We start from the raw sequence: 18,660 nt of genomic DNA, 5'->3' as shown, positions 1-18,660 counted from the left end.
TATCAACTGCTTGTCTTTAAGTGTTGTCCTATGTACCCGATTCGCACTTCATTGAAATGGATATCGAAGAATATCTGTACTGTTTTTGTAGGGTTGAAAGTTTCACCAATGGTTAAGTGCTTGGTGATTAGAACCTTGCTCCCATTAAAGGGAAACTCGCGCATTGAGCGGAGCTTAACATCTTGCACTGTTGTATTGCTCTCGTTTGCGCTGTAGTACGGCTCAAGTATCTCTTTTGATACTGCGTCAGGCTTTCCGCTTTTGATGCTATTGAAGTAGTCTGAGCAAATTAGATTTAGGTACTTAAACACACGAGCTGGATTTTCGTAGTTGCATTTTGAAATTACCTTCTCGATATTGTCAGCGAAAGTTGCGTGAGGGTATAGTTCACGAATAGCAGTAACTACGTCATTGTATGAAGGGTTGCCATACATACACTGTTTTAGCGAATCGCTAATGGTAATAGAAGACTTTGATAATGCGCCTTGTAAGCGCTGTTCTAGATTTGAGATAAGCTCGTTCTTATCTGACAGGATGTCGTTTAGGCGCTGATTATCGGTATTAAGCTTTTCAATTGCGGTTTCAAGCTGCAAAACCTTTTGTGTATTTGCGTTTTTTAACGCCTCTAATTTCTCCCGTTCTACCATATCGGTTGCAGAAGCAGAATCTGACGAGACTGAATCTGAATCAGCGATGTTTTTCTGCGCTTCGAAACATGAATCAATAGCTTCAAATATTTGCTTTGTAAATGTGATTAGAGCTTCATGAATGTTCTTTTGAAGACTATCGACTTCAGCAATAACGTTTTGAGCTTCTGATAGCTTATTGTTATCAAAATGGCTTCTTGCAAGCTCTCTCCTGTCAACTATTGCCTCAGATATGCGAATAAATTTTTTCTTCTGCTTGTAGGCGTTTTTAAGCCCTCTTAAAATTGCGTACACTTTAATGAAGAGATGAGGCGAATTTTCGTCATTGATCTCTATCTTGTACAATTCCTCGAATCTGCTTTCTAGATTGTCTAATGATGAGATAGCTTCATGTTTTAGATCGTCAGGCAAGTGTTCTGCGGAACTCCTGATACCAGGTAAATTCTTGGTGTTCAGCTCTTGGAAGAGCTTGAAGTAGTGTTTAATGATAGGCGTGTTAATAGACTCTATAGGTTTTTCATCGTGAGTAATGAAGTATCCAAACCTATGGATTTCTGGGATGTTACTAAGAACTCTATCAAGACTTTCAAAATATCCCATTTCACCATCGGAGACTACGCTATCAATCAAGAGTGCCGAATACATGGATAACGTGGAGAGTTTCCCTTTGCCTTCAAACATAGGGGAAAGCGTACCAATAATGATAAACCTTCTATAGATGTTGTTTATGATCGGAAGTAGGTGATTGCCACCAAATTTGCTAATCGTGTAACTGATAAATGCAGGAGAGTTAAAGATGCTGCATATTGGATATAAGGTTAATGCTATGAGATTATAGGTGGTGTTGAACGATTCACTTTGCTCGTTTTCGAAAATGCTTGCTGAGTTTTGACATAGCTGGTAAATGAATTCAAACATTTCCATAACGAAATGAGGTGAGGAAAGGTAATCGCTATCGTAACCACTACCTAGCTTATCAAGTTCGTTCTTTATGTTAGAGCTTTTTAGAATGTTAAGGCACTCTTCTGATAGCTCATATTTCTTATCAAAATCTAGTGAGTTTTTGAATGTTGGCATACCGAGAATTTTTGCTGCGGCATTAAAGACTCGATATTCAATGCAATTATTGAACGCGTAGATCCTGTCATCACCAACAAAAAGAGTTCCGTAGCCTACACACATCTTAACAAGAGCTTGAGGATCTGACTTTGTTGCGTTATCACTTACCTTGTAATGCTTGCCAAGCATACGCTTAAGCTCGGACTTGTTTACGACTTTTGCTTTGACAAGGTAATCAGAGAAGGTAATTCCTGGCTCAATCTTTAACTCAGGGTAAATGCCAACTTGCATATCATCACAGCAATCAACAAATTCTTCATAACCCGCAATCATAGAGAGATAGTCTATGCTCATAGACTCTTGGAATTTTGAAAGGACGCGTTGTATTTTGTGCTTTTCAGACATTCCTTGAAGGTAGTCTAAAAAACCTTCTGCGATTTGAGATATTTCGAAATGCTGCTTATCCCCAAAAATTGAATCTAGAAAGCTAGTTGAAGTGGGTTCTAAGCTAAACCCCTGTTTTTCTTGCATGAAAAATCCTCCTTGTGGTCAGGAGGAATTATAGCATGTAAATACTTGATATGTCAGTTCAATTCAGAGGGGGTGATACCCCCTCGATATCAAGATTTTTAAGCTTTTCGGTTGCGACCGTTGCGACCTAAATAACCAGTACCGCGACGAGATGTGTTTTTCTTTGGTGCGCCACCGTGCTCTTTCAATTCAGTTAGAGTCTTGCCGAATGAGAATCCGCCAATAACACTATTTGAAGCGCATTCAACATCATCTAGTCCAACTAGGTCGATTTCGAAATCATCACTCATAGCTTGTGATTCTTCTTGTTGCTTAACAACGCGAAGAGATGGTCGAGAAGCTTGACGATGACTGTGGTTATTTGGCTTACTTACGTGATTACCAAACAAGGCATCCAGACGCATTTCATTTTGGTCTACTACACTCAGGCTGTTTGCTTTAGCCAAAGCTTCTTGATCGAGCATTGATTCATCGTATTGTGCGTTCATATTCAGTGTTCCTTTTATATTGTTTAATGTGTGTGTGTTTTTTTGTTTTAGCTGAATTGTCTCAACCTTTAAAATCATTATACGAATTGCGCATGAAAAGTCAATAAGAAAATATATGTTTTTAAATAACAAATAAAAATCGCTTATTGAAGTTTGTGGCGTAGCCATTAAAAACCCGCAGTTAAGCGGGTATCTATCTACCAAATCACCTTCGATGGCTGAGACCAATCATCTTTGACTACAAACTTAAGACCAAGAGTAAGGGTCATTCTTCTTATCTTAGGGTCAATTAACTTGTTACATCGGTGAATAAAATACGGGTTTTTATTGTTTACAATAATGAAGCTTCTTTGTTGAGGTGGCACAAACCCATAAGATTCCACTTCTCCAATTTTAGAAAGATACATAGAATCCGAGCCTAAATTCTTTCCTATCTCAAGCTGACCACCAAGTTCAGGTTTCCACTTTTTGTGATCACTGAAATACGCAAGGATTAACGCGTCACCACCATCTGTACCATCCCAATGCCAAGGACAACCTTCACTCCCATTCCATAAGTCAGCGAACACAATTTGGAAGTTGTATAAACTTTGAAGCTCTTCAGTTTGATAGCTAAGCAGAAGCTTTTCGATAGACCCTTTTAGTTCTTCAGGGAAGTTTTTCTTAGCGTGAGCATTTAAAAGATCCCTAGTTTGAGAGCGGGTTAGGTTTTTGGGAATCTCTGATTCAGGAAGTTTTATGTGCTCTGGGATCTCATTGTAAACCTTTGCTGGGTCTTGAACCCATTTTACTTCAGAGAGGGCTTTTTCAAACTCTTTGTAAAGGCAGTTATCCATTTTTAAATGGGAGCCGCCTTTAAACCAGTATGAGTTAGAATCAAACACCCTGCCAGGTGTTAAATGTGTAATTTTACCGAATTCTTCTGTATTCATTTACATATCTCTTTTATTCTTTGAACTAACACCAACAATTAGTGCTGTAAATTCGACATCATTCTGTTCTTTGGTTTCTTCTTTCAGGGTTTCAATAGCATGATTAATCATGTCGCTCGTAAAACCTCTTCCAGCAAGATAAGCGTAATATTTTGACCGAGTTTTATAATCGATACTGTCACCTTTCCATTTTTTCCGCAATGCAGCTACAGCTAGATCAAAAAAATCATAGTCAGGATCTTGAAGCATCTCATCGATAAGTTCTTGATGATTAACCTTTTTCTCATGTATAAGCGCAGACTTTATTTTATTCGGTCCTTGTTTTTTATTATTAAAACAATTTCTTATGTAACTAGCAATAAATCTCTTATCATCGATGTAGTTATCATTTCTAAGTGAAGCCATGACAGTAGCAATCCACTCTTCATTATCTGTCTTATTCTGAAGCTTGGTAAGGATTTCATGCTCGCTCATATCTTTTCGTTGTAAGTGCCAGTATGCTGAATTGAACACGTTATCAATAGTTCGTGCTGGCTTTACCTTTCCTGCAAACATTTAGTCACTCCTTATTGCTAAGCAATAGTTTATTATTTAATATCGAAATAAAAAGTATACATGAAAGAGTTAATTATGGAAAAAGTTACTAAGAGCCTTATACAGCGTATCGAAGATGAAGGCAGAGTGCATATCAATGATGTATCAGATGATATGCAGGAAGAAGCTAAGTCGCTATTAGATCTAGGCAAGATAGAAATTCGAAAATTCGATAGCGATATCTATGCTACAGCTTATGATATTGATCAACCTTACTTTTGCTTTAAGAAAAAGAAATCGCTAACGATTGATTAAATCATTTAAATAACCTTAAGATTAAGTCAGATTAACAAAATCTTACATTATTCACTTGAGTTTTTATTGTTTTTATTATATATATTAAACATCAAAAGAAAAGAAGGTATTTTTTATGAAACAAGAAGCAACAATAGACAAAGTTCCGATTTCTGCGGAAGAGAAGGTTCTCAAGAACACGTATATGCTGTTGGGTATGAATTTACTAACCGCATCAGGTGTAGCATTTATCTCTATGTCTTCAGGTATTGGTGCAATACCTTGGTACTTCATGCTGCCAGTGTACTTCGTGTTGCTCTATTTGGTTGAGAAAAATGCAGATAGCGCTGCTGGTTTACCACTAACATTCGTCTTTACGGGTTTCCTTGGATTAACTTTGGGTCCAATTTTGAACCAAGTAATGCAAATCTCGAACGGTAGTGAGATTATTACAACAGCATTAATGTCTACCGCGATCCTATTTGTGGTTCTTTCGGCTTGGACTATTAAGATGCGACTTAAAATGTCTAAGTTCGCAAGCTTCCTGGCTGTTGGTATGATTTCAGCATTTATCATGTCGATTATGAACGTGGTGTTGTTCCAATCTTCTGTAATTTCAATGGTGATATCCACAGCGGTAATGTTCCTTTCAGGCGCAATTATCATGTGGCAAACATCTGAAATCATCAATGGTGGAGAAACAAACTATATCCGTGCAACAATCACATTATTTGTTCAAATCTACAATATGTTCTTAAGCCTAATTCAGCTTTTGGGATTCTCAGACATCTTGAAAGATTAAACTGATAATAAAGAAAGCGGCATTGCGCCGCTTTTTTTATGTCATAAGGTTTGGGTGCCTAAAAAGCCAGAATCTGATTCTGGCTTTTATGCTTTAAACAGAGAAGTCAAACTCGATTACATCCTTCTTTAGCTTCTCAGATAAAACAAAGTCCTTGTATACGGATACAAATTCTTGATGCTCATTCATATACATTTTCAGCTTAGAGATGGACTTCTCTTTAGCTTTTCCCTCATCCATATCTTTAATTTGAGAGATTGAATGTCGCAGGTTTGCTAGTCTATCGGAAAACTTAGTAGTTGCTGTAAGAGCTTTAATCAGTAGATCTTTAAACTCTGTGAACTTGCGATATGTCAGTGTTTTGCGTTCTTTTCTCGTTGAACCATCTTCATCACTAAGAAGGTCAACCGCATATGATTCAGTAATAGTAAATCGAGATAGTAAATCCTCAAGAGTTGTATCTGTATCTTCTCTCACATCATGCAAGTATGCAACGTTGACTAAACTATCAAGAAATATATGACCTTCGAAATACTCACGGATTATAGATGCAACCATTTCTAAATGATACTCATACGGGAGTGACCCATATCGTTGTTCTCCATGCTTTTCGATAGCATATGTCTTTGATGCCAATTCCATCTCTAATCCTTTTTATTATACTAATTAAAGTGGTATAATATAAAAAAATTAATAAAAGGTAAACAATAATGACTGACAATTTATTTGAGTCACTGAAGGCTATCTATTTGGAAGAAAAAAAGAAAAATCCAGAATACCTAAAAACGTTTATGGTTGACTTGGATGTCTATGATAAAGATCTTTTGTTAAATGATACCCAATATGGACAGCACTGGATTGCTATTTTAAAAGGTAGTGGTGCGGGAACCAATCTAAACCGCTGCAACTCTACAAGTACATCTCCTGAAAACCATACTAGAGAATGCGTTAAAGATGCCGCTGATAACTCAAAATTTTATCATATTGAGTGCAAGGGTCATAACACAGGGGAGATCACTGAGGTTACTAAGGAGCAGGCTCTAAGATTGTCTACGCAATTTGAAGATGCTCCAGGATACAGACCAAGAAGAATCTCTCTAAAACAACGACTCGAAGAAATGCTTGATCTAAGAACGCCATTTGATGAAAGTCCTAAATTTAGTGGATTAAGTGGAACTCAGTTTGATAAATACGTTTGTAATGATAATGAGATTTCAGCATTTAAAATCTCTACTCGACATGGTGCAGGTCAGGCAATTATTGAAGTAGCAAGAACAAAAGTTAATCCTGATAGCAGCACTAGAACTCTTCATGACGTATATCATGTTCCTATTGGTGTAAAAGGTATTGACGCTTTCGATAAACCAAAATACTTTAAGATGGAAATGAAAAAATCTCCTTTCGCTGAGTTTACTGAGATTACGAAAAGAGTTTTTGATAATTCAGTTAAAAAGGTTAATGCGCAAAAAAGCAGAGAACTAACGTATTAGTAGAAATTCGTTCTATGAGCCACATAGTGGCTCTTTTTTATACACTCATTTTTTAGTTCATGATATAATTCTTATATAAAATAAAAATAAAGGAATCGAAATAATGAACGATATTCAGATCTATAAAGCGATATCTGATGCCATAGGTAAAGTGATGATCGAAGATGTTAATGAACTCATCACGATGTCTAGGTTCAAGAAAAGCAAAGATGTTCTTTCTGGAGCTACTGCCATTTGCATTAGAACGGAGAGAGCACTGGCGAAAATCGCTGTATGCCTTGTTGATTTAAAGTCCAATAAGACTGACTTAAATGATATATCAATAAAGGATATGTTCATGCAGTTAGGTTCCTTAGAAAATTCTGTTAATAATGGAATTCACTCTCATTCAAAGGTATTCATCGACGCTGTTAAGCATCTTCCTGATGAACCTGTAAGTGATTTTTCTAAGTTGCAGTTAATTAAAATACATAAAGCTTTGGATCAGTTTATTGATTCTGAATCTGATTCCGTACAGGCAAAGTTCGCAAGCCAAATAAAAGAAGAAATTGAAAATTGCTCTCACCAAAATTTCAAGGAGTTATACAAACTCATTGAATTGAAGAATGAAATTTATGGTTATAACGCCAGCTATTCTGAAGATAGTGACGTAAGGATGAAAGAGGCTGGTGAATATAAGCAAAAAGGTGAAGTCTTAACACAAATCAAGCACCATATGATTAATCCTCGCTCTGTCTTTTTTAATAATCTAAGCGAACATTTAAAGACTCATAATGAGTGGATGGAACCAGCAGTTGATAAAAGGGAATTCCCTAAAACGAAACTTAACCCTATAATTTTAGATGAGTTTTCTTATGAGAATGTTGATCCGTCTTTCTTGATAAAAAACATTCCTAGTTTAACAAAACTACGAGGTTTTTGCTCGGAAAGCGAAAAGGATCTAGATAGCTTAATATCTTCATTTGTTGGTAAGAAGTATTCGACGTATTACGGTAAAGTCGAAGGGATTCTTGGTGAAATTCCAAATGAAACGCGCTGGAAAGCCTGTAGAGCATTCGAAGATTATACAAACGCCGCTGTTGTTCATGCGTTGTGTCTACAGCCAAGTGAATTAAAATCTCAATTGACTGAAATTTCTAAAAAGTTTACTGATGAGGTTTCTGAGTTTATAGAGGTTGACGAAATATTCTCAGCCAAGCTAAAGAACTTTGAAGATTCAATTGTCAGCAAACGAGCTAGATACTCTACAGAAAAAACTTCAGAATCAACTTTAGTGATGTAGACTTTAAATTTTCAGCAATTATTAAAAGAGGGTTAACACGCCCTCTTTATATTTTCTATAAACAAACAAAATAAATCATTTAATGGAGTGTTCAGTCTTCAATTGTAAAAATTGATCTCGTACTTGTTCCTCGCTTATTTCTTTGTATCCCTTATTCCTATCTATTGAGGATCCTTTTGCAAACAAGCCGAAACATTTACCATCTGACCACATGCTTATGCCAACTCGATTTTCCCTGAGTTTGAGTTCAGATAAGTTGTCAGTTGTCTTACCGCACAGTTCTGCATACATTCGCATTATTTCCATGTCTGAGGTATAGACCTTTGTATCAATATATTGCGGATTCATTTCTTGTCTCGTTACCTTTGAACTATTTTCATTATAGTGATTATTGAGTTCACATCAAACATTTCTGTAATCTAGAGTTGAAAGTTAACATTCCTTGATTAGCAATGGTGCAATTTTTGATTTTTTGTCACCATTGATATATTATTCCTTAAAAATAATTTAATTAATAATAATAAATAAAGAATAAGAAAATGAAATCAATAGCAAGATCCATATTTTGTGTGGGAATTGGAATTATCTCTTTCAATTCATACGCTCTTCAAAAACCCTTAGATATCATTGATTGCGAGTCAGGTCTATCTAATCACAAAGAATTCTACGGAAACCTAAAAGAACGATTAGACTACTGTAGTAACAATAAAGCTTCCACTATCGTTTGCGCTGAAGGATTGCGAGAGAATAGGCTTTTTGAAGGGAAAGCCGATAATGCTTTCCACTATTGTACGAATAACAGTCCTAAAAACATCTCTAAAGTTCAAATGTTGAGTAGGAACAATGCTGTTATCAGAACATATAAAGCAAGCTTCAATGAGGTTCATTCGGCAGTTGAAAAATTTGATGATAAAGAACTTGTTTGTGCAATCAAAAGTGCTAAAGATAAGTCTTTTAAAGGTTTGAGTTTTAAGCAGGCTTTAGAAAAATGTCGAAGTCTATTGTCAAAATAAACTGTTTATAAAATAGTCTAACTGTGGGTTTTATGGGATTGTTTTTCAAATTTAATCTATCTGATGGTATAATATCCTGCGTACAAATAATAAAAGAGACCATTATGAATAATTTAAGAAATACAGATCCTGAAATCTTTTCTCAAATCAATAATGAACAAGAAAGACAAGAGCATCATATTGAACTTATAGCATCTGAAAACTATGCATCCAAAGCTTGCATGGAAGCTCAGGGGTCATGCTTAACAAATAAATATGCTGAGGGATATTCTGGCAAGCGTTATTACGGAGGGTGCGAGTTCGTTGATAATATCGAATCATTAGCCGTGCAAAGAGCCATGAAGCTTTTTGATGCAACATACGCTAACGTTCAACCTCACTCAGGTTCTCAAGCCAACGCCGCTGTATATCAAGCTATTTTACGCCCTGGTGATACGGTTTTAGGAATGAAACTTGATCATGGTGGTCATCTAACACATGGTTCTGCCGTTAATTTCTCAGGTAAGAATTACAACTTTATTGGCTATGGTTTAAATGATGATGGATTCATTGATTACTCGGAAGTAAGAAAGCTAGCAGTCCAGCATAAGCCTAAGCTCATCGTTGCAGGTTTTTCTGCATATTCAAAGATCGCAAATTGGACTGAATTTAGAAATATCGCTGACGAAGTTGGCGCTTTGCTTATGGTTGACATGGCTCATGTTGCGGGACTCGTAGCTGCTGGATTGTATCCAAACCCACTCGATGTAGCTGACGTTGTAACATCAACAACGCACAAAACACTAGGCGGTCCAAGAGGGGGCTTGATTCTTGCGAGAAATAATCAAGACATCGGTAAAAAAATAAATTCTGCAATTTTCCCTGGTATTCAAGGCGGTCCTTTGATGCATGTCATTGCCGCTAAAGCTGTAGCCTTCAAAGAAGCTATGAGCGAAGAATTCACTACCTATCAGTCTAACGTATTGAATAATGCACAAAGACTCTCTAGAAAGCTCTCAGAGCGTGGATATAAAATTGTCTCGAATGGCACAGAGTCTCATATGTTTTTGGTTGATTTACAGAATAAAGAACTTACAGGGAAAGAAGCTGAGCACCTTCTTGGTTTAGCGAACATCACACTAAATAAAAACTCAGTGCCTAACGATCCCCAGTCTCCATTTGTAACATCTGGACTTAGGATTGGTGTGCCTGCCGTAACGAGACGCGGTTTTGGTCTAGATGAAATGGATGTAATAGGCGATGGAATTGCAGATATTTTGGATAGTAAGGGTGATGAAAGTGTCATTCTTAAGGTAAAAGAAAAAATGCTAAATATTTGTAGGCAATATCCAGTGTATTGATACTCGATACGGCACAAATATTAATGTCCCAATGAGATAAGATTTCATTGATTCTAGTTATAGAAAGGCACCACTTTCCCATGTGGTGCCTTAAAATTAACTAAGCTTCAGCTCTTGTTTACTTTCCTCTGGCGAGTGCTAATAGTCTATACCCTGATATAATGAGCATAATACCTGATGTGATAGCCCAGACCATGTTAGTTTCGCCTTGGGAAAGAGAGAAGAAATTATATTTAAGAAGTGAATCTTCTTTGATTGATTCAGGATTGCAAATCCCATAAACAACACTAACGAAAACATGCGCGAAAATACTGAATGAAAGAGCCACAACTAAACAATATGTTATTGAGTTTTCGAGATTTTTACATTTAGCCATTTTCACTCTCATCTTCCCTGAACTATAAATCACGAATGATTGAGCAAGCGCCAAATGGCATATCTTCAATAACCACAATCTCAATACCTTTCTCAATTGCGATTTGAACCAGATGTGCAGTATCCACATGTTGCATGTCTTTAACCATTAAAAGATCTGGTGTCCGACGAAGCATAATGCGTGTAGCCTCAGCGATACCAGGCTTAACTCGATTAATGTTCGATACCGAGTATTCAGTCATGATGGTATTCATAAACTTTTTAGTAATCAGTTGACGTTCTTCTTTTGAAACAACAACATCATCACAAACTGAATGTACATCCATAAGCTTATCAATTTCATCAATAAACCAATTTGAGAGATCGTGCTCTGCTAAGTGTCGATAGACAACGCATCCATGAAATCCACCAGTAGCAAGGATCTCATCATTTAAAACAGAGCGAGACAGTAGACCAGACACAGTTGAGTTCATCAATGCTGAAGGCATTGTGTAATCATCGTAAGTTGCTGTCACATCAGCAGTACCACCAATATCACTAATCACAAAAAGCTCTTTCGGAATATTGGTTCCTTTCAATGCATTGTATTTCTCTACAGCTTGGTGAAGCTCTTTGGTAATAACGCCTTTCGCAGTCCAGCCATCGATAAAGACCGCAGCACCATCGTCATAATTCTGAACAATGTAGTCTAAAGCTGCTTCATCAATGCCTTTATCTCGAATGATTGAAATACTGTAATGAACAGAAGATACTTGAAGCTTATCAAGTGCTCTTTTCAGGAGAACGCCAATTGGTGTACCTGCTCGTGCTAAAGATAGTAATACGATAGGATTATCTACCGTACCGTATGTTGAACGATTGGAAACAATTTTTTTAGCTAAAGACATAACTTCTGTCGCTAATCGCCCCTTATACTTTTCCATCATCTCATAGAAAAGATTGCTGTATGCTTCAGTGGGAGGTGATTCATTGCCTACCTTTTCGGAGTAATGGACAATACCTGATTGAACTTTACTTTCTCTTTGTTCAGCCGTTTCAAACTTGACTTGTACTTCTTGCATTAAAAATAAGCAATCACTCTCTTTGTAAGAACCTTGCATTGGTTTGTTCATGTTCTATCCTAAATTTTTTCTTTTTACAATTTGGCTGTTTTTCGGAATCATCAAAAAATCACATTGATTCATGAATGGTAAATCGCTGAGAGAATCACCAAGACCAAATACCAGGTCACTGCTTGTGATTCCAAGCTTTTTATAAATAAACTCTACTGCTTTCGCTTTGCTGGTGTACGGAGGTAAAATGTCAAATGTTCTGTCATTCCAATGAATGGCGAACTCATCAAATTCTCTGTTTGAGTTAACAAAGCTATGAAAATGATAGAATAGCTTTTCTAGCTTACTTGAGTCTTTTGATTCGACTTTCAAATTAAAGTAACAGGGATAACCGTAGTTTTCCTTCACGCCAAACATAGTTGGCTGAATATTAATCTCATTAACTAATGTTCGAACTAGATCTACAAGCTGTTGAAACTTTTCATTATGAATACTAATTTGATCTTCCAAGTATTCTTTCCATTCAGGATCAATAGCGCCATTCGGCGCAAGAACGATTGCTCCATGACAGATTGCTTTGTATGAGTCAAAATCCATTGAAACACGATTAAAACTATTAACGGTTCTTGCGGTTACTGGGATCAGAGTGCCGTTTTGCTTGATAAGATCAATAAACTGTTGCTGAGCAGGAGTGCTAAAACCTTGCATGTCGCCATTTTCTTTAAATGAAACGAGTTTACAGTTTTCAGTATCAACGCTACACTTATGCGCAGACTGAAAGAGTGAATCATCTAAGTCACTAAAACAATAAATCATACTTACCTTTATTTATTTGATTATTAAGATTTTCATGAATTATATGTTTTTTTGGTTCGCTGTCAATGAAAAGATGAAAGGTATGAATTTTAATGATTAAGTATATAGAAAATACAAGAAAAGAAGTGATTAAAAATGATCATATTCTAAGTTTTGTCTCTGGACTTTTGGGATTGAGTTTGAGTGCTATCACTATGTGCTCAATTCTTCATTCATTCGAAAAATCAACTCTATTGATTGAAGCGTTGGTGTTTTTGGGGTTGTCTTCAATCACAATCTTAAGTGCTGGTGTGACTCTTAACGGAATTAGAGGATTAGCAGAAAAGCATTTAAATATTAAAGCTAATAAAAAGTTACCTTGATATGAATGCCTATCATATCGAGATTAGAACCCGAATATAGTAAGATATCTGATCTCAGCCTATTATGGATGCCTATTCCATCATATCAGCATTTTAAAAATGGTGGGCAGGGGAGGGATCGAACCTCCAAGGTCTGAGACACTGGATTTACAGTCCAGGGCGCTTCCACTTACGCGCTACCTACCCTTAATTAGCGGGATTTATGATTTATCCAACCATTTAATTTGGCAGAGGATAAGGGACTCGAACCCTTGGGACGCTGTTAACATCCTACAGTTTTCAAGACTGTTGCTTTCGCCGCTCAGCCAATCCTCTATTAAATTCTGAAGAACACTCTTGAATGCTCTTTAGAATTTGGTGCTGACACTGGGGATCGAACCCAGACACCTTACGGTAAGAGATTTTGAATCTCTCGCGCCTACCAATTACGCCATGTCAGCATGGTGGTTGAGGAAGGATTCGAACCTTCGAACTCCAATGGGAGATCTGATTTACAGTCAGAGGCGTTTAGCCACTTCGCTACTCAACCAATTTGTTTTGGTGCATCTAACCAGAGTCGAACTGGTACGGTGTTTCCACCAGTAGGATCTAAACCTACCGCGCCTACCTATTACGCCATAGATGCAAGTTTGGCGGAGAGAGCGGGAATCGAACCCGCGAGGCGCATTCTCTGCGCCTGCTAGCTTTCCAAGCTAGTGCATTCAGCCGCTCTGCCATCTCTCCAGTGTAAATGGGGTGATAGAAGGGAATCGAACCCTCGACTTCCTGAATCACAATCAGGGACTCTAACCAACTGAGTTACTATCACCAGTATTCTGGTGGGTGTACAAGGAATCGAACCTTGCTGGTGGCTTTCGCGCACAGTGGGGTTACAGCCCACTCACGATCCATACGTGACTACACACCCGAAATTTGGTGCTTCTAACCAGAGTCGAACTGGTACGGTGTTTCCACCAGCAGGCTCTCAACCTACCGCGCCTACCTATTACGCCATAGAAGCAGATATGGGGTGACGGACGAGACTTGAACTCGCGACCTTCTGGTTCACAGCCAGAAATTCTAACCACTGAACTACCGTCACCATAATTTGGCAGAGGATAAGGGACTCGAACCCTTGGGACGCTGTTAACATCCTACAGTTTTCAAGACTGTTGCTTTCGCCGCTCAGCCAATCCTCTATTAAATTCTGAAGAACACTCTTGAATGCTCTTTAGAATTTGGTGCTGACACTGGGGATCGAACCCAGACACCTTACGGTAAGAGATTTTGAATCTCTCGCGCCTACCAATTACGCCATGTCAGCATGGTGGTTGAGGAAGGATTCGAACCTTCGAACTCCAATGGGAGATCTGATTTACAGTCAGAGGCGTTTAGCCACTTCGCTACTCAACCAATTTGTTTTGGTGCATCTAACCAGAGTCGAACTGGTACAGTGTTTCCACTAGCAGGTTCTGAGCCTGCCGCGCCTACCTATTACGCCATAGATGCAAATTTGGCGGAGAGTGAGGGGGTCGAACCCTCGCTGCACTATTAGTACAGTCTCCCTTAGCAGGGGAGTGCATTCAGCCGCTCTGCCAACTCTCCAAATTTTGGGTGATAGAGGGAATTGCGCTCTCAACCACTATCACCAATATTCTGGTGGATGTACAAGGAATCGAACCTTGCTGGTGGCTTTCGCACACAGTGGGGTTACAGCCCACTCACGATCCATACGTGACTACACATCCAATATATTAAGGAATATAAAAAACATTCCTATTTAAAATGGTGCTCATATCGAGACTCGAACTCGAACGATTTTTCAATCAAGGGATTTTAAATCCCCCGCGCCTACCAATTACGCCATATGAGCAAATTTGGCGGAGAGTGAGAGGTTCGAACTCTCGGATCACTATTAATGACCTACAGTTTTCAAGACTGCTGCAATCAACCGCTCTGCCAACTCTCCAGATTTACTTGGTGCTCTTGCCCAGATTTGAACTGGGACAGTGTTTCCACTAGAAGGCTCTCAACCTTCCGCGCCTACCAATTACGCCACAAGAGCATGTTTTGAAAATCAACTAGTTTTTAATTGACTTTAAAAACACTAAGGGGGCTTCCGTAGAAGCCCCCTTATAGACATATCGCAGATCATAGATACGATAGGTCTGGAAGCTTCTAGTTACATTGCTTCCAGGTATACGTATCTGGTCACAATGCTACGTAGATAGCAGTGAATAACTTAGTGAATAATGTAAATGCGATAAGTAAGACATAATTAAACCGTATAAAATTAAATTTAAAACAAACCAAAACGAAAAGGGGAGACTAGTTATAGTCTCCCCGATATAGATTGAACTTATAGATTCAGTCTATAGATTTACAGAAATGAAAACTCATACTTCTGCCAGGGAGCGTGTGCTGAACCTGACAGGTGCAACACAACCTAGTTATAAAGCGATAGATAACTTAGATGTAAGTATGAATGTAACATTTTCATTTCCTCAAAAACTTATTTAAAAACGCATCGGAATCTGTTCCCGTGCTTCGATGATTAAAATATAAAACTAAACTTAATCTTCGTCAACCCAAAAATCGAAAAAAAATAAACTTTTTAATGAAAACTTTTACTTTCATCTGTCGAGTATAGGAAATTCCATAGATTAATCAACGAGATACGCTTGGAATCAAGAAGCTTGTTTTTTTCAAATATTTTTTCTTTTTGTTCTTTTAGTGTCCCTTCAAAACATAACTTAGGTAATTCACCAACAAGTTTTGTGACAGTTGCTAATGAACCTAAGAAGTCTTCACCATCAATAGTTAATGTAGAAACATCAATACCTAAATCTTCAGAACTATTGATTATCCTCTGAGCGTTATTGTAGAACCAGGTTGAAAATACCATGAACTTAGTCACCTGATGTATAAACTCGGCATCAATATCTTTTTCAGCGCACTCTACAAGAGTTAGTGTAGTAGGATCCAAGTCGATTTCTAATGTTGACGCGTTTTCATCTGATTTTTGGCAAAATGCTGAAGCAAAGTTGATGATGGTGAAGGTATAAAGATGACTACATGTTTTAAATGAATTGATATTATGGTCTAGCAATATCTTAATTGAGTCACCTAAATACCCAAGTGAAGACTCAACCTTAGCGCAAGCAATAGCAACATCAATATCTTTAGTGTTTCGGTGTTTGCGCACTAACGGTAAAGCTTCTCTTGTTAGTTTCTTCTCTAGATAGTTAGAAACAGTAACATCAATACAGTATGGGTCTCCATCTTCACACCCCTTTTCCAACAGAGTTAGTATCGCTTGACCAACATTAAGATTTTTCAAGCTTTTAAGGTGGCTGTAATCATCTGGCTCAAAATGACTTGAAGACAAATTTGTTAGTAAATATTCAATTGTAGTGTTATGGGAAAAATTGTTTAAAATCGTAACCGTGTTCTTATAATTCATGGACTTTATTCTTTATTTGCATTCGTTAAATGCATATAATATTTAACAATCAAAAGAAAATAAAGAGAAAGAAGAATGAATATTGATGAAATTTCTAAGTATAGAAGATATGAAGTAAAATCCAATAAAATAGCCATAAAAATCGATAAGAACTGTAATTTTAGAGGCAGTGATATTGATCAGCAAATCAAAGAAGCGAACGAAGAAATAAAGGCGGACGGGGGCGATACTGTAATCTCTAGAAAAGGCAGTATTTTAACCATAAAATCAAAGTTTCCAGTTATCTTTAACCGTGCCTATAGATGGGATAGAAGCGATTTAATTAAAGGCGTCCGATACTATGTTTCAATTGCTAAGAAGAATGGTAGCAGAAGACTGCATTTAAACCTTGGCATCATTGAGTTTGTTAGTGGATTTGAAGGAAATACAAAAAAATTTAGAGACTGCTTGAGAAGTTCTGTTTCTGGACTAATGCGATTTGATGGTGTAGATGAGTATGATCGCGAAAATTTGAATGAATACTATAAAAAATTTATTGATGAACATTCAGTCGAATTTGTTGATAGACAGTCTTTGAGATTTGACTTCAATGCTACCGAAGGAATTAAAAGATCAATTAATAACAAGAAGTCTGAAATCGAGTTAATGAAATCTCGCGGGGTAACAGATGAGGATGTCGCGTATCTGAACGATGAGATGGAAATTGTATCGATTAAAGAGATTAAAGCAGAAATTGAAAAATTAGAAAAATCGATAGCAGACTTAAATGACAAAACACTAAGTGTGGAGTTTGACATTAGAATTGGTGATAATTACCTATACTTTATCAACACTAGAGCTGATGAAGGATTCTATACAGAGCTTCACAAGGCTTCAAGCCAGTTATCGTTTTATAGTTCACTTGCTTGTAGATATTCCCCCCCAGCAGAAATCACTTTTGCCTGCCAGGATGCGTTCAAGCACCTAAAGAGAGAAGATCCTCTATATATCAGCACCTTTATTAATGGTAATCGAATAGAGAATAAAAATCTCAATATACAACTTGGTTTAATAAAAAGAAAAAAAAGAGTTAAGTCATGAATATCGTTCAAAGCATTTTTAACTACAAATCAAAAGAAGAATTGATGTCTGCGATACAAAAAAACTCTTCTAACTATCTAAATCAGAAAGAGATTGATCAGCTTCTGTGGGCTGATTCAAGTCGCAATTTGAAGTTAAACGACATTTTATTAGTTAATAAAATATCTGAAGAGGTGGTGCTATCGCATATGCGGCAGTTTACTATGTCTGTTTTATCAACTGAGCCAGATGTTTTTAATAAGCTATCTAGGTCGAGAAGTTATCAGGAAAATGTCTGGGAAATCAATAGCATGGTCGAAAAATTGGCGTCAACAAAATGTCAGGAATGTCTAGTATATTGCTCTGGAATGATCGGCAGTGAGTTGAAAAGTGTTTTAGGTCATTGTGAAGGGTCTATTTTTCATAATGAAAAAAATATTTATGACTTCATAAAGTCAATGCTAAACAATGTAATAAAAGAAGATCTTTTTGATATTTTAAGAAATAACCTATCAAGAATAGATTTTGTGAAAAAAGCAGAAGAAATCACAGGTCTTGCTTACGCACATTAAACAAATCTAATCATTTTTAACGATTAAAAGCCCGTCTATATGACGGGTTTTATTGATTAAAAAATACCATGCAAAATAATGTATTCAAGGTATTGATAATTAATTGGAAATCAGTATTATGTAATAATTCTTTAAAGGAAGGGTAATACAATGAAACCAGGGCATACTGGCGTTTTTCGATTATATAAAGCAACAGGTTATTCATTTAAAGGCATTAAGGCAGCATTCACTCATGAAGCGGCTATTAGACAAGAGTTCTTTGCTCTAGCTGTTTCTGTTTTGGTTGCAGTCTTTGGTGACTTCACAGTAATGGAGCAATTCATGCTGGTGGGTTCTGTTGTATTTCTAATTATTGTAGAACTGCTCAATTCTGCAATCGAAGCAGTAGTAGACCGTGTTGGTTCTGAAATTCACGAGTTAAGTGGACGTGCAAAAGATATTGGTTCCGCTGCGGTGTTTTTCGCTTTAGTCCTAGTCGCTCTAACTTGGTCTGCCGTTCTATTTGCGTAATATTTATTTATTAAAAAAATTAAAAAAGAGGAAGTAAAGTTGACTACAGAAGCAGTTAAT

The 18,660-nt window shown here is 37.1% G+C and carries 18 protein-coding genes and 19 tRNA genes; 10 read left to right on the top strand and 27 right to left on the bottom strand.

Going from position 1 to position 18,660, the window contains the following annotated elements; translation table 11 throughout:
• Positions 1-2: 2 nt before the first annotated feature.
• The 4 genes from R7P80_RS03500 to R7P80_RS03485 all read right to left on the bottom strand — a co-directional run bounded on the left by R7P80_RS03500 (position 3) and on the right by R7P80_RS03485 (position 4,212).
• The gene (locus R7P80_RS03500) at positions 3-2,237 is read right to left on the bottom strand and encodes a hypothetical protein (protein WP_318086746.1); all 2,235 of its coding nucleotides are present in this window, start codon (positions 2,235-2,237) and stop codon (positions 3-5) included.
• A 98-nt stretch (positions 2,238-2,335) separates the two neighbouring features.
• Entirely contained in the window at positions 2,336-2,725 is a 390-nt protein-coding gene (locus tag R7P80_RS03495) for a hypothetical protein (protein ID WP_318096675.1), read from the bottom strand.
• A 197-nt stretch (positions 2,726-2,922) separates the two neighbouring features.
• A complete protein-coding gene (locus R7P80_RS03490) occupies positions 2,923-3,657 on the bottom strand; it encodes a hypothetical protein (RefSeq protein WP_229623730.1) in 735 nt (244 codons plus the stop codon).
• Positions 3,658-4,212, bottom strand: a complete 555-nt coding sequence (locus R7P80_RS03485; RefSeq protein ID WP_045595380.1) for a regulatory protein RecX — start codon at positions 4,210-4,212, stop codon at positions 3,658-3,660.
• A gap of 75 nt (positions 4,213-4,287) precedes the next feature.
• Here R7P80_RS03485 and R7P80_RS03480 point away from each other — a divergent pair, with 75 nt between their 5' ends.
• Positions 4,288-4,506, top strand: coding sequence for a hypothetical protein (locus tag R7P80_RS03480; RefSeq protein WP_318096674.1), 219 nt, complete (start codon positions 4,288-4,290; stop codon positions 4,504-4,506).
• A 115-nt stretch (positions 4,507-4,621) separates the two neighbouring features.
• Complete coding sequence (locus R7P80_RS03475) at positions 4,622-5,287, top strand: Bax inhibitor-1 family protein (RefSeq protein WP_020331835.1); 666 nt, start codon at positions 4,622-4,624, stop codon at positions 5,285-5,287.
• 93 nt (positions 5,288-5,380) lie between these two features.
• On the opposite strand, the gene R7P80_RS03470 is transcribed toward R7P80_RS03475, so the two are convergent.
• A complete protein-coding gene (locus tag R7P80_RS03470; protein WP_051141211.1) occupies positions 5,381-5,929 on the bottom strand; it encodes a hypothetical protein in 549 nt (182 codons plus the stop codon).
• A 68-nt stretch (positions 5,930-5,997) separates the two neighbouring features.
• On the opposite strand from R7P80_RS03470, the gene R7P80_RS03465 reads away from it, so the two are divergent.
• The 4 genes from R7P80_RS03465 to glyA all read left to right on the top strand — a co-directional run bounded on the left by R7P80_RS03465 (position 5,998) and on the right by glyA (position 10,412).
• A complete protein-coding gene (locus tag R7P80_RS03465) occupies positions 5,998-6,777 on the top strand; it encodes a hypothetical protein (protein ID WP_053319161.1) in 780 nt (259 codons plus the stop codon).
• A gap of 103 nt (positions 6,778-6,880) precedes the next feature.
• Positions 6,881-8,059, top strand: coding sequence for a hypothetical protein (locus R7P80_RS03460; protein ID WP_267411388.1), 1,179 nt, complete (start codon positions 6,881-6,883; stop codon positions 8,057-8,059).
• Between the two features lie 539 nt (positions 8,060-8,598).
• Positions 8,599-9,072, top strand: a complete 474-nt coding sequence (locus R7P80_RS03455; protein ID WP_045595376.1) for a hypothetical protein — start codon at positions 8,599-8,601, stop codon at positions 9,070-9,072.
• A gap of 104 nt (positions 9,073-9,176) precedes the next feature.
• On the top strand, positions 9,177-10,412 hold the full coding sequence (gene glyA / locus R7P80_RS03450; RefSeq protein ID WP_411979028.1) for a serine hydroxymethyltransferase: 1,236 nt from the start codon (positions 9,177-9,179) through the stop codon (positions 10,410-10,412).
• Between the two features lie 398 nt (positions 10,413-10,810).
• Here glyA and R7P80_RS03445 read toward each other — a convergent pair whose 3' ends face one another.
• Together R7P80_RS03445 and R7P80_RS03440 are read right to left on the bottom strand one after the other, a co-directional pair.
• Positions 10,811-11,899, bottom strand: coding sequence for a cysteine protease StiP family protein (locus R7P80_RS03445; RefSeq protein WP_020331841.1), 1,089 nt, complete (start codon positions 11,897-11,899; stop codon positions 10,811-10,813).
• 3 nt (positions 11,900-11,902) lie between these two features.
• Positions 11,903-12,547 (bottom strand): HAD hydrolase family protein, encoded by a 645-nt coding sequence (locus tag R7P80_RS03440; protein ID WP_172668480.1) that lies wholly within the window; start codon positions 12,545-12,547, stop codon positions 11,903-11,905.
• A 200-nt stretch (positions 12,548-12,747) separates the two neighbouring features.
• On the opposite strand from R7P80_RS03440, the gene R7P80_RS03435 reads away from it, so the two are divergent.
• Entirely contained in the window at positions 12,748-13,017 is a 270-nt protein-coding gene (locus tag R7P80_RS03435; RefSeq protein ID WP_318096673.1) for a hypothetical protein, read from the top strand.
• Between the two features lie 100 nt (positions 13,018-13,117).
• On the opposite strand, the gene R7P80_RS03430 is transcribed toward R7P80_RS03435, so the two are convergent.
• From R7P80_RS03430 to R7P80_RS03335, 20 genes are all read right to left on the bottom strand, one after another.
• A tRNA-Tyr gene (locus R7P80_RS03430) sits at positions 13,118-13,203 on the bottom strand.
• 39 nt (positions 13,204-13,242) lie between these two features.
• Positions 13,243-13,332 (bottom strand) — tRNA-Ser (locus R7P80_RS03425).
• Between the two features lie 40 nt (positions 13,333-13,372).
• Positions 13,373-13,457: transfer RNA gene (locus R7P80_RS03420), tRNA-Leu, on the bottom strand.
• 1 nt (position 13,458) lies between these two features.
• A tRNA-Tyr gene (locus R7P80_RS03415) sits at positions 13,459-13,546 on the bottom strand.
• 9 nt (positions 13,547-13,555) lie between these two features.
• A tRNA-Leu gene (locus R7P80_RS03410) sits at positions 13,556-13,642 on the bottom strand.
• A gap of 5 nt (positions 13,643-13,647) precedes the next feature.
• A tRNA-Ser gene (locus R7P80_RS03405) sits at positions 13,648-13,740 on the bottom strand.
• An 8-nt stretch (positions 13,741-13,748) separates the two neighbouring features.
• Positions 13,749-13,825, bottom strand: a tRNA-His gene (locus R7P80_RS03400).
• Positions 13,826-13,833: 8 nt separating this feature from the next.
• Positions 13,834-13,924: transfer RNA gene (locus R7P80_RS03395), tRNA-Tyr, on the bottom strand.
• 6 nt (positions 13,925-13,930) lie between these two features.
• A tRNA-Leu gene (locus R7P80_RS03390) sits at positions 13,931-14,017 on the bottom strand.
• 5 nt (positions 14,018-14,022) lie between these two features.
• Positions 14,023-14,098 (bottom strand) — tRNA-His (locus R7P80_RS03385).
• A gap of 7 nt (positions 14,099-14,105) precedes the next feature.
• Positions 14,106-14,195 (bottom strand) — tRNA-Ser (locus tag R7P80_RS03380).
• 40 nt (positions 14,196-14,235) lie between these two features.
• A tRNA-Leu gene (locus tag R7P80_RS03375) sits at positions 14,236-14,320 on the bottom strand.
• A 1-nt stretch (position 14,321) separates the two neighbouring features.
• Positions 14,322-14,409 (bottom strand) — tRNA-Tyr (locus R7P80_RS03370).
• Positions 14,410-14,418: 9 nt separating this feature from the next.
• Positions 14,419-14,505 (bottom strand) — tRNA-Leu (locus R7P80_RS03365).
• Positions 14,506-14,510: 5 nt separating this feature from the next.
• Positions 14,511-14,601: transfer RNA gene (locus tag R7P80_RS03360), tRNA-Ser, on the bottom strand.
• Positions 14,602-14,653: 52 nt separating this feature from the next.
• A tRNA-Tyr gene (locus R7P80_RS03355) sits at positions 14,654-14,744 on the bottom strand.
• Positions 14,745-14,782: 38 nt separating this feature from the next.
• A tRNA-Leu gene (locus tag R7P80_RS03350) sits at positions 14,783-14,869 on the bottom strand.
• Positions 14,870-14,874: 5 nt separating this feature from the next.
• Positions 14,875-14,965 (bottom strand) — tRNA-Ser (locus R7P80_RS03345).
• Positions 14,966-14,974: 9 nt separating this feature from the next.
• A tRNA-Leu gene (locus tag R7P80_RS03340) sits at positions 14,975-15,061 on the bottom strand.
• A gap of 549 nt (positions 15,062-15,610) precedes the next feature.
• Positions 15,611-16,459 carry a hypothetical protein gene (locus R7P80_RS03335; protein ID WP_020331845.1) on the bottom strand — a complete coding sequence of 283 codons (849 nt, stop codon included), beginning with the start codon at positions 16,457-16,459 and terminating at the stop codon, positions 15,611-15,613.
• A gap of 75 nt (positions 16,460-16,534) precedes the next feature.
• On the opposite strand from R7P80_RS03335, the gene R7P80_RS03330 reads away from it, so the two are divergent.
• From R7P80_RS03330 to R7P80_RS03320, 3 genes are all read left to right on the top strand, one after another.
• Positions 16,535-17,539, top strand: a complete 1,005-nt coding sequence (locus R7P80_RS03330) for a hypothetical protein (protein WP_229623732.1) — start codon at positions 16,535-16,537, stop codon at positions 17,537-17,539.
• The gene (locus R7P80_RS03325) at positions 17,536-18,090 is read left to right on the top strand and encodes a hypothetical protein (protein ID WP_318096672.1); all 555 of its coding nucleotides are present in this window, start codon (positions 17,536-17,538) and stop codon (positions 18,088-18,090) included. The genes R7P80_RS03330 and R7P80_RS03325 overlap by 4 nt, the downstream gene beginning before the upstream one ends.
• 150 nt (positions 18,091-18,240) lie before the next feature.
• Positions 18,241-18,600, top strand: a complete 360-nt coding sequence (locus R7P80_RS03320; protein WP_020331849.1) for a diacylglycerol kinase — start codon at positions 18,241-18,243, stop codon at positions 18,598-18,600.
• The last annotated feature ends 60 nt before the right edge of the window (positions 18,601-18,660 follow it).

Source organism: Vibrio sp. 2092 (assembly GCF_033339635.1).
Taxonomy (GTDB): domain Bacteria; phylum Pseudomonadota; class Gammaproteobacteria; order Enterobacterales; family Vibrionaceae; genus Vibrio; species Vibrio alginolyticus.
The sequence above is the reverse complement of the archived record's forward strand: the minus strand, read 5'-3'. Positions and strand labels throughout refer to the sequence as shown.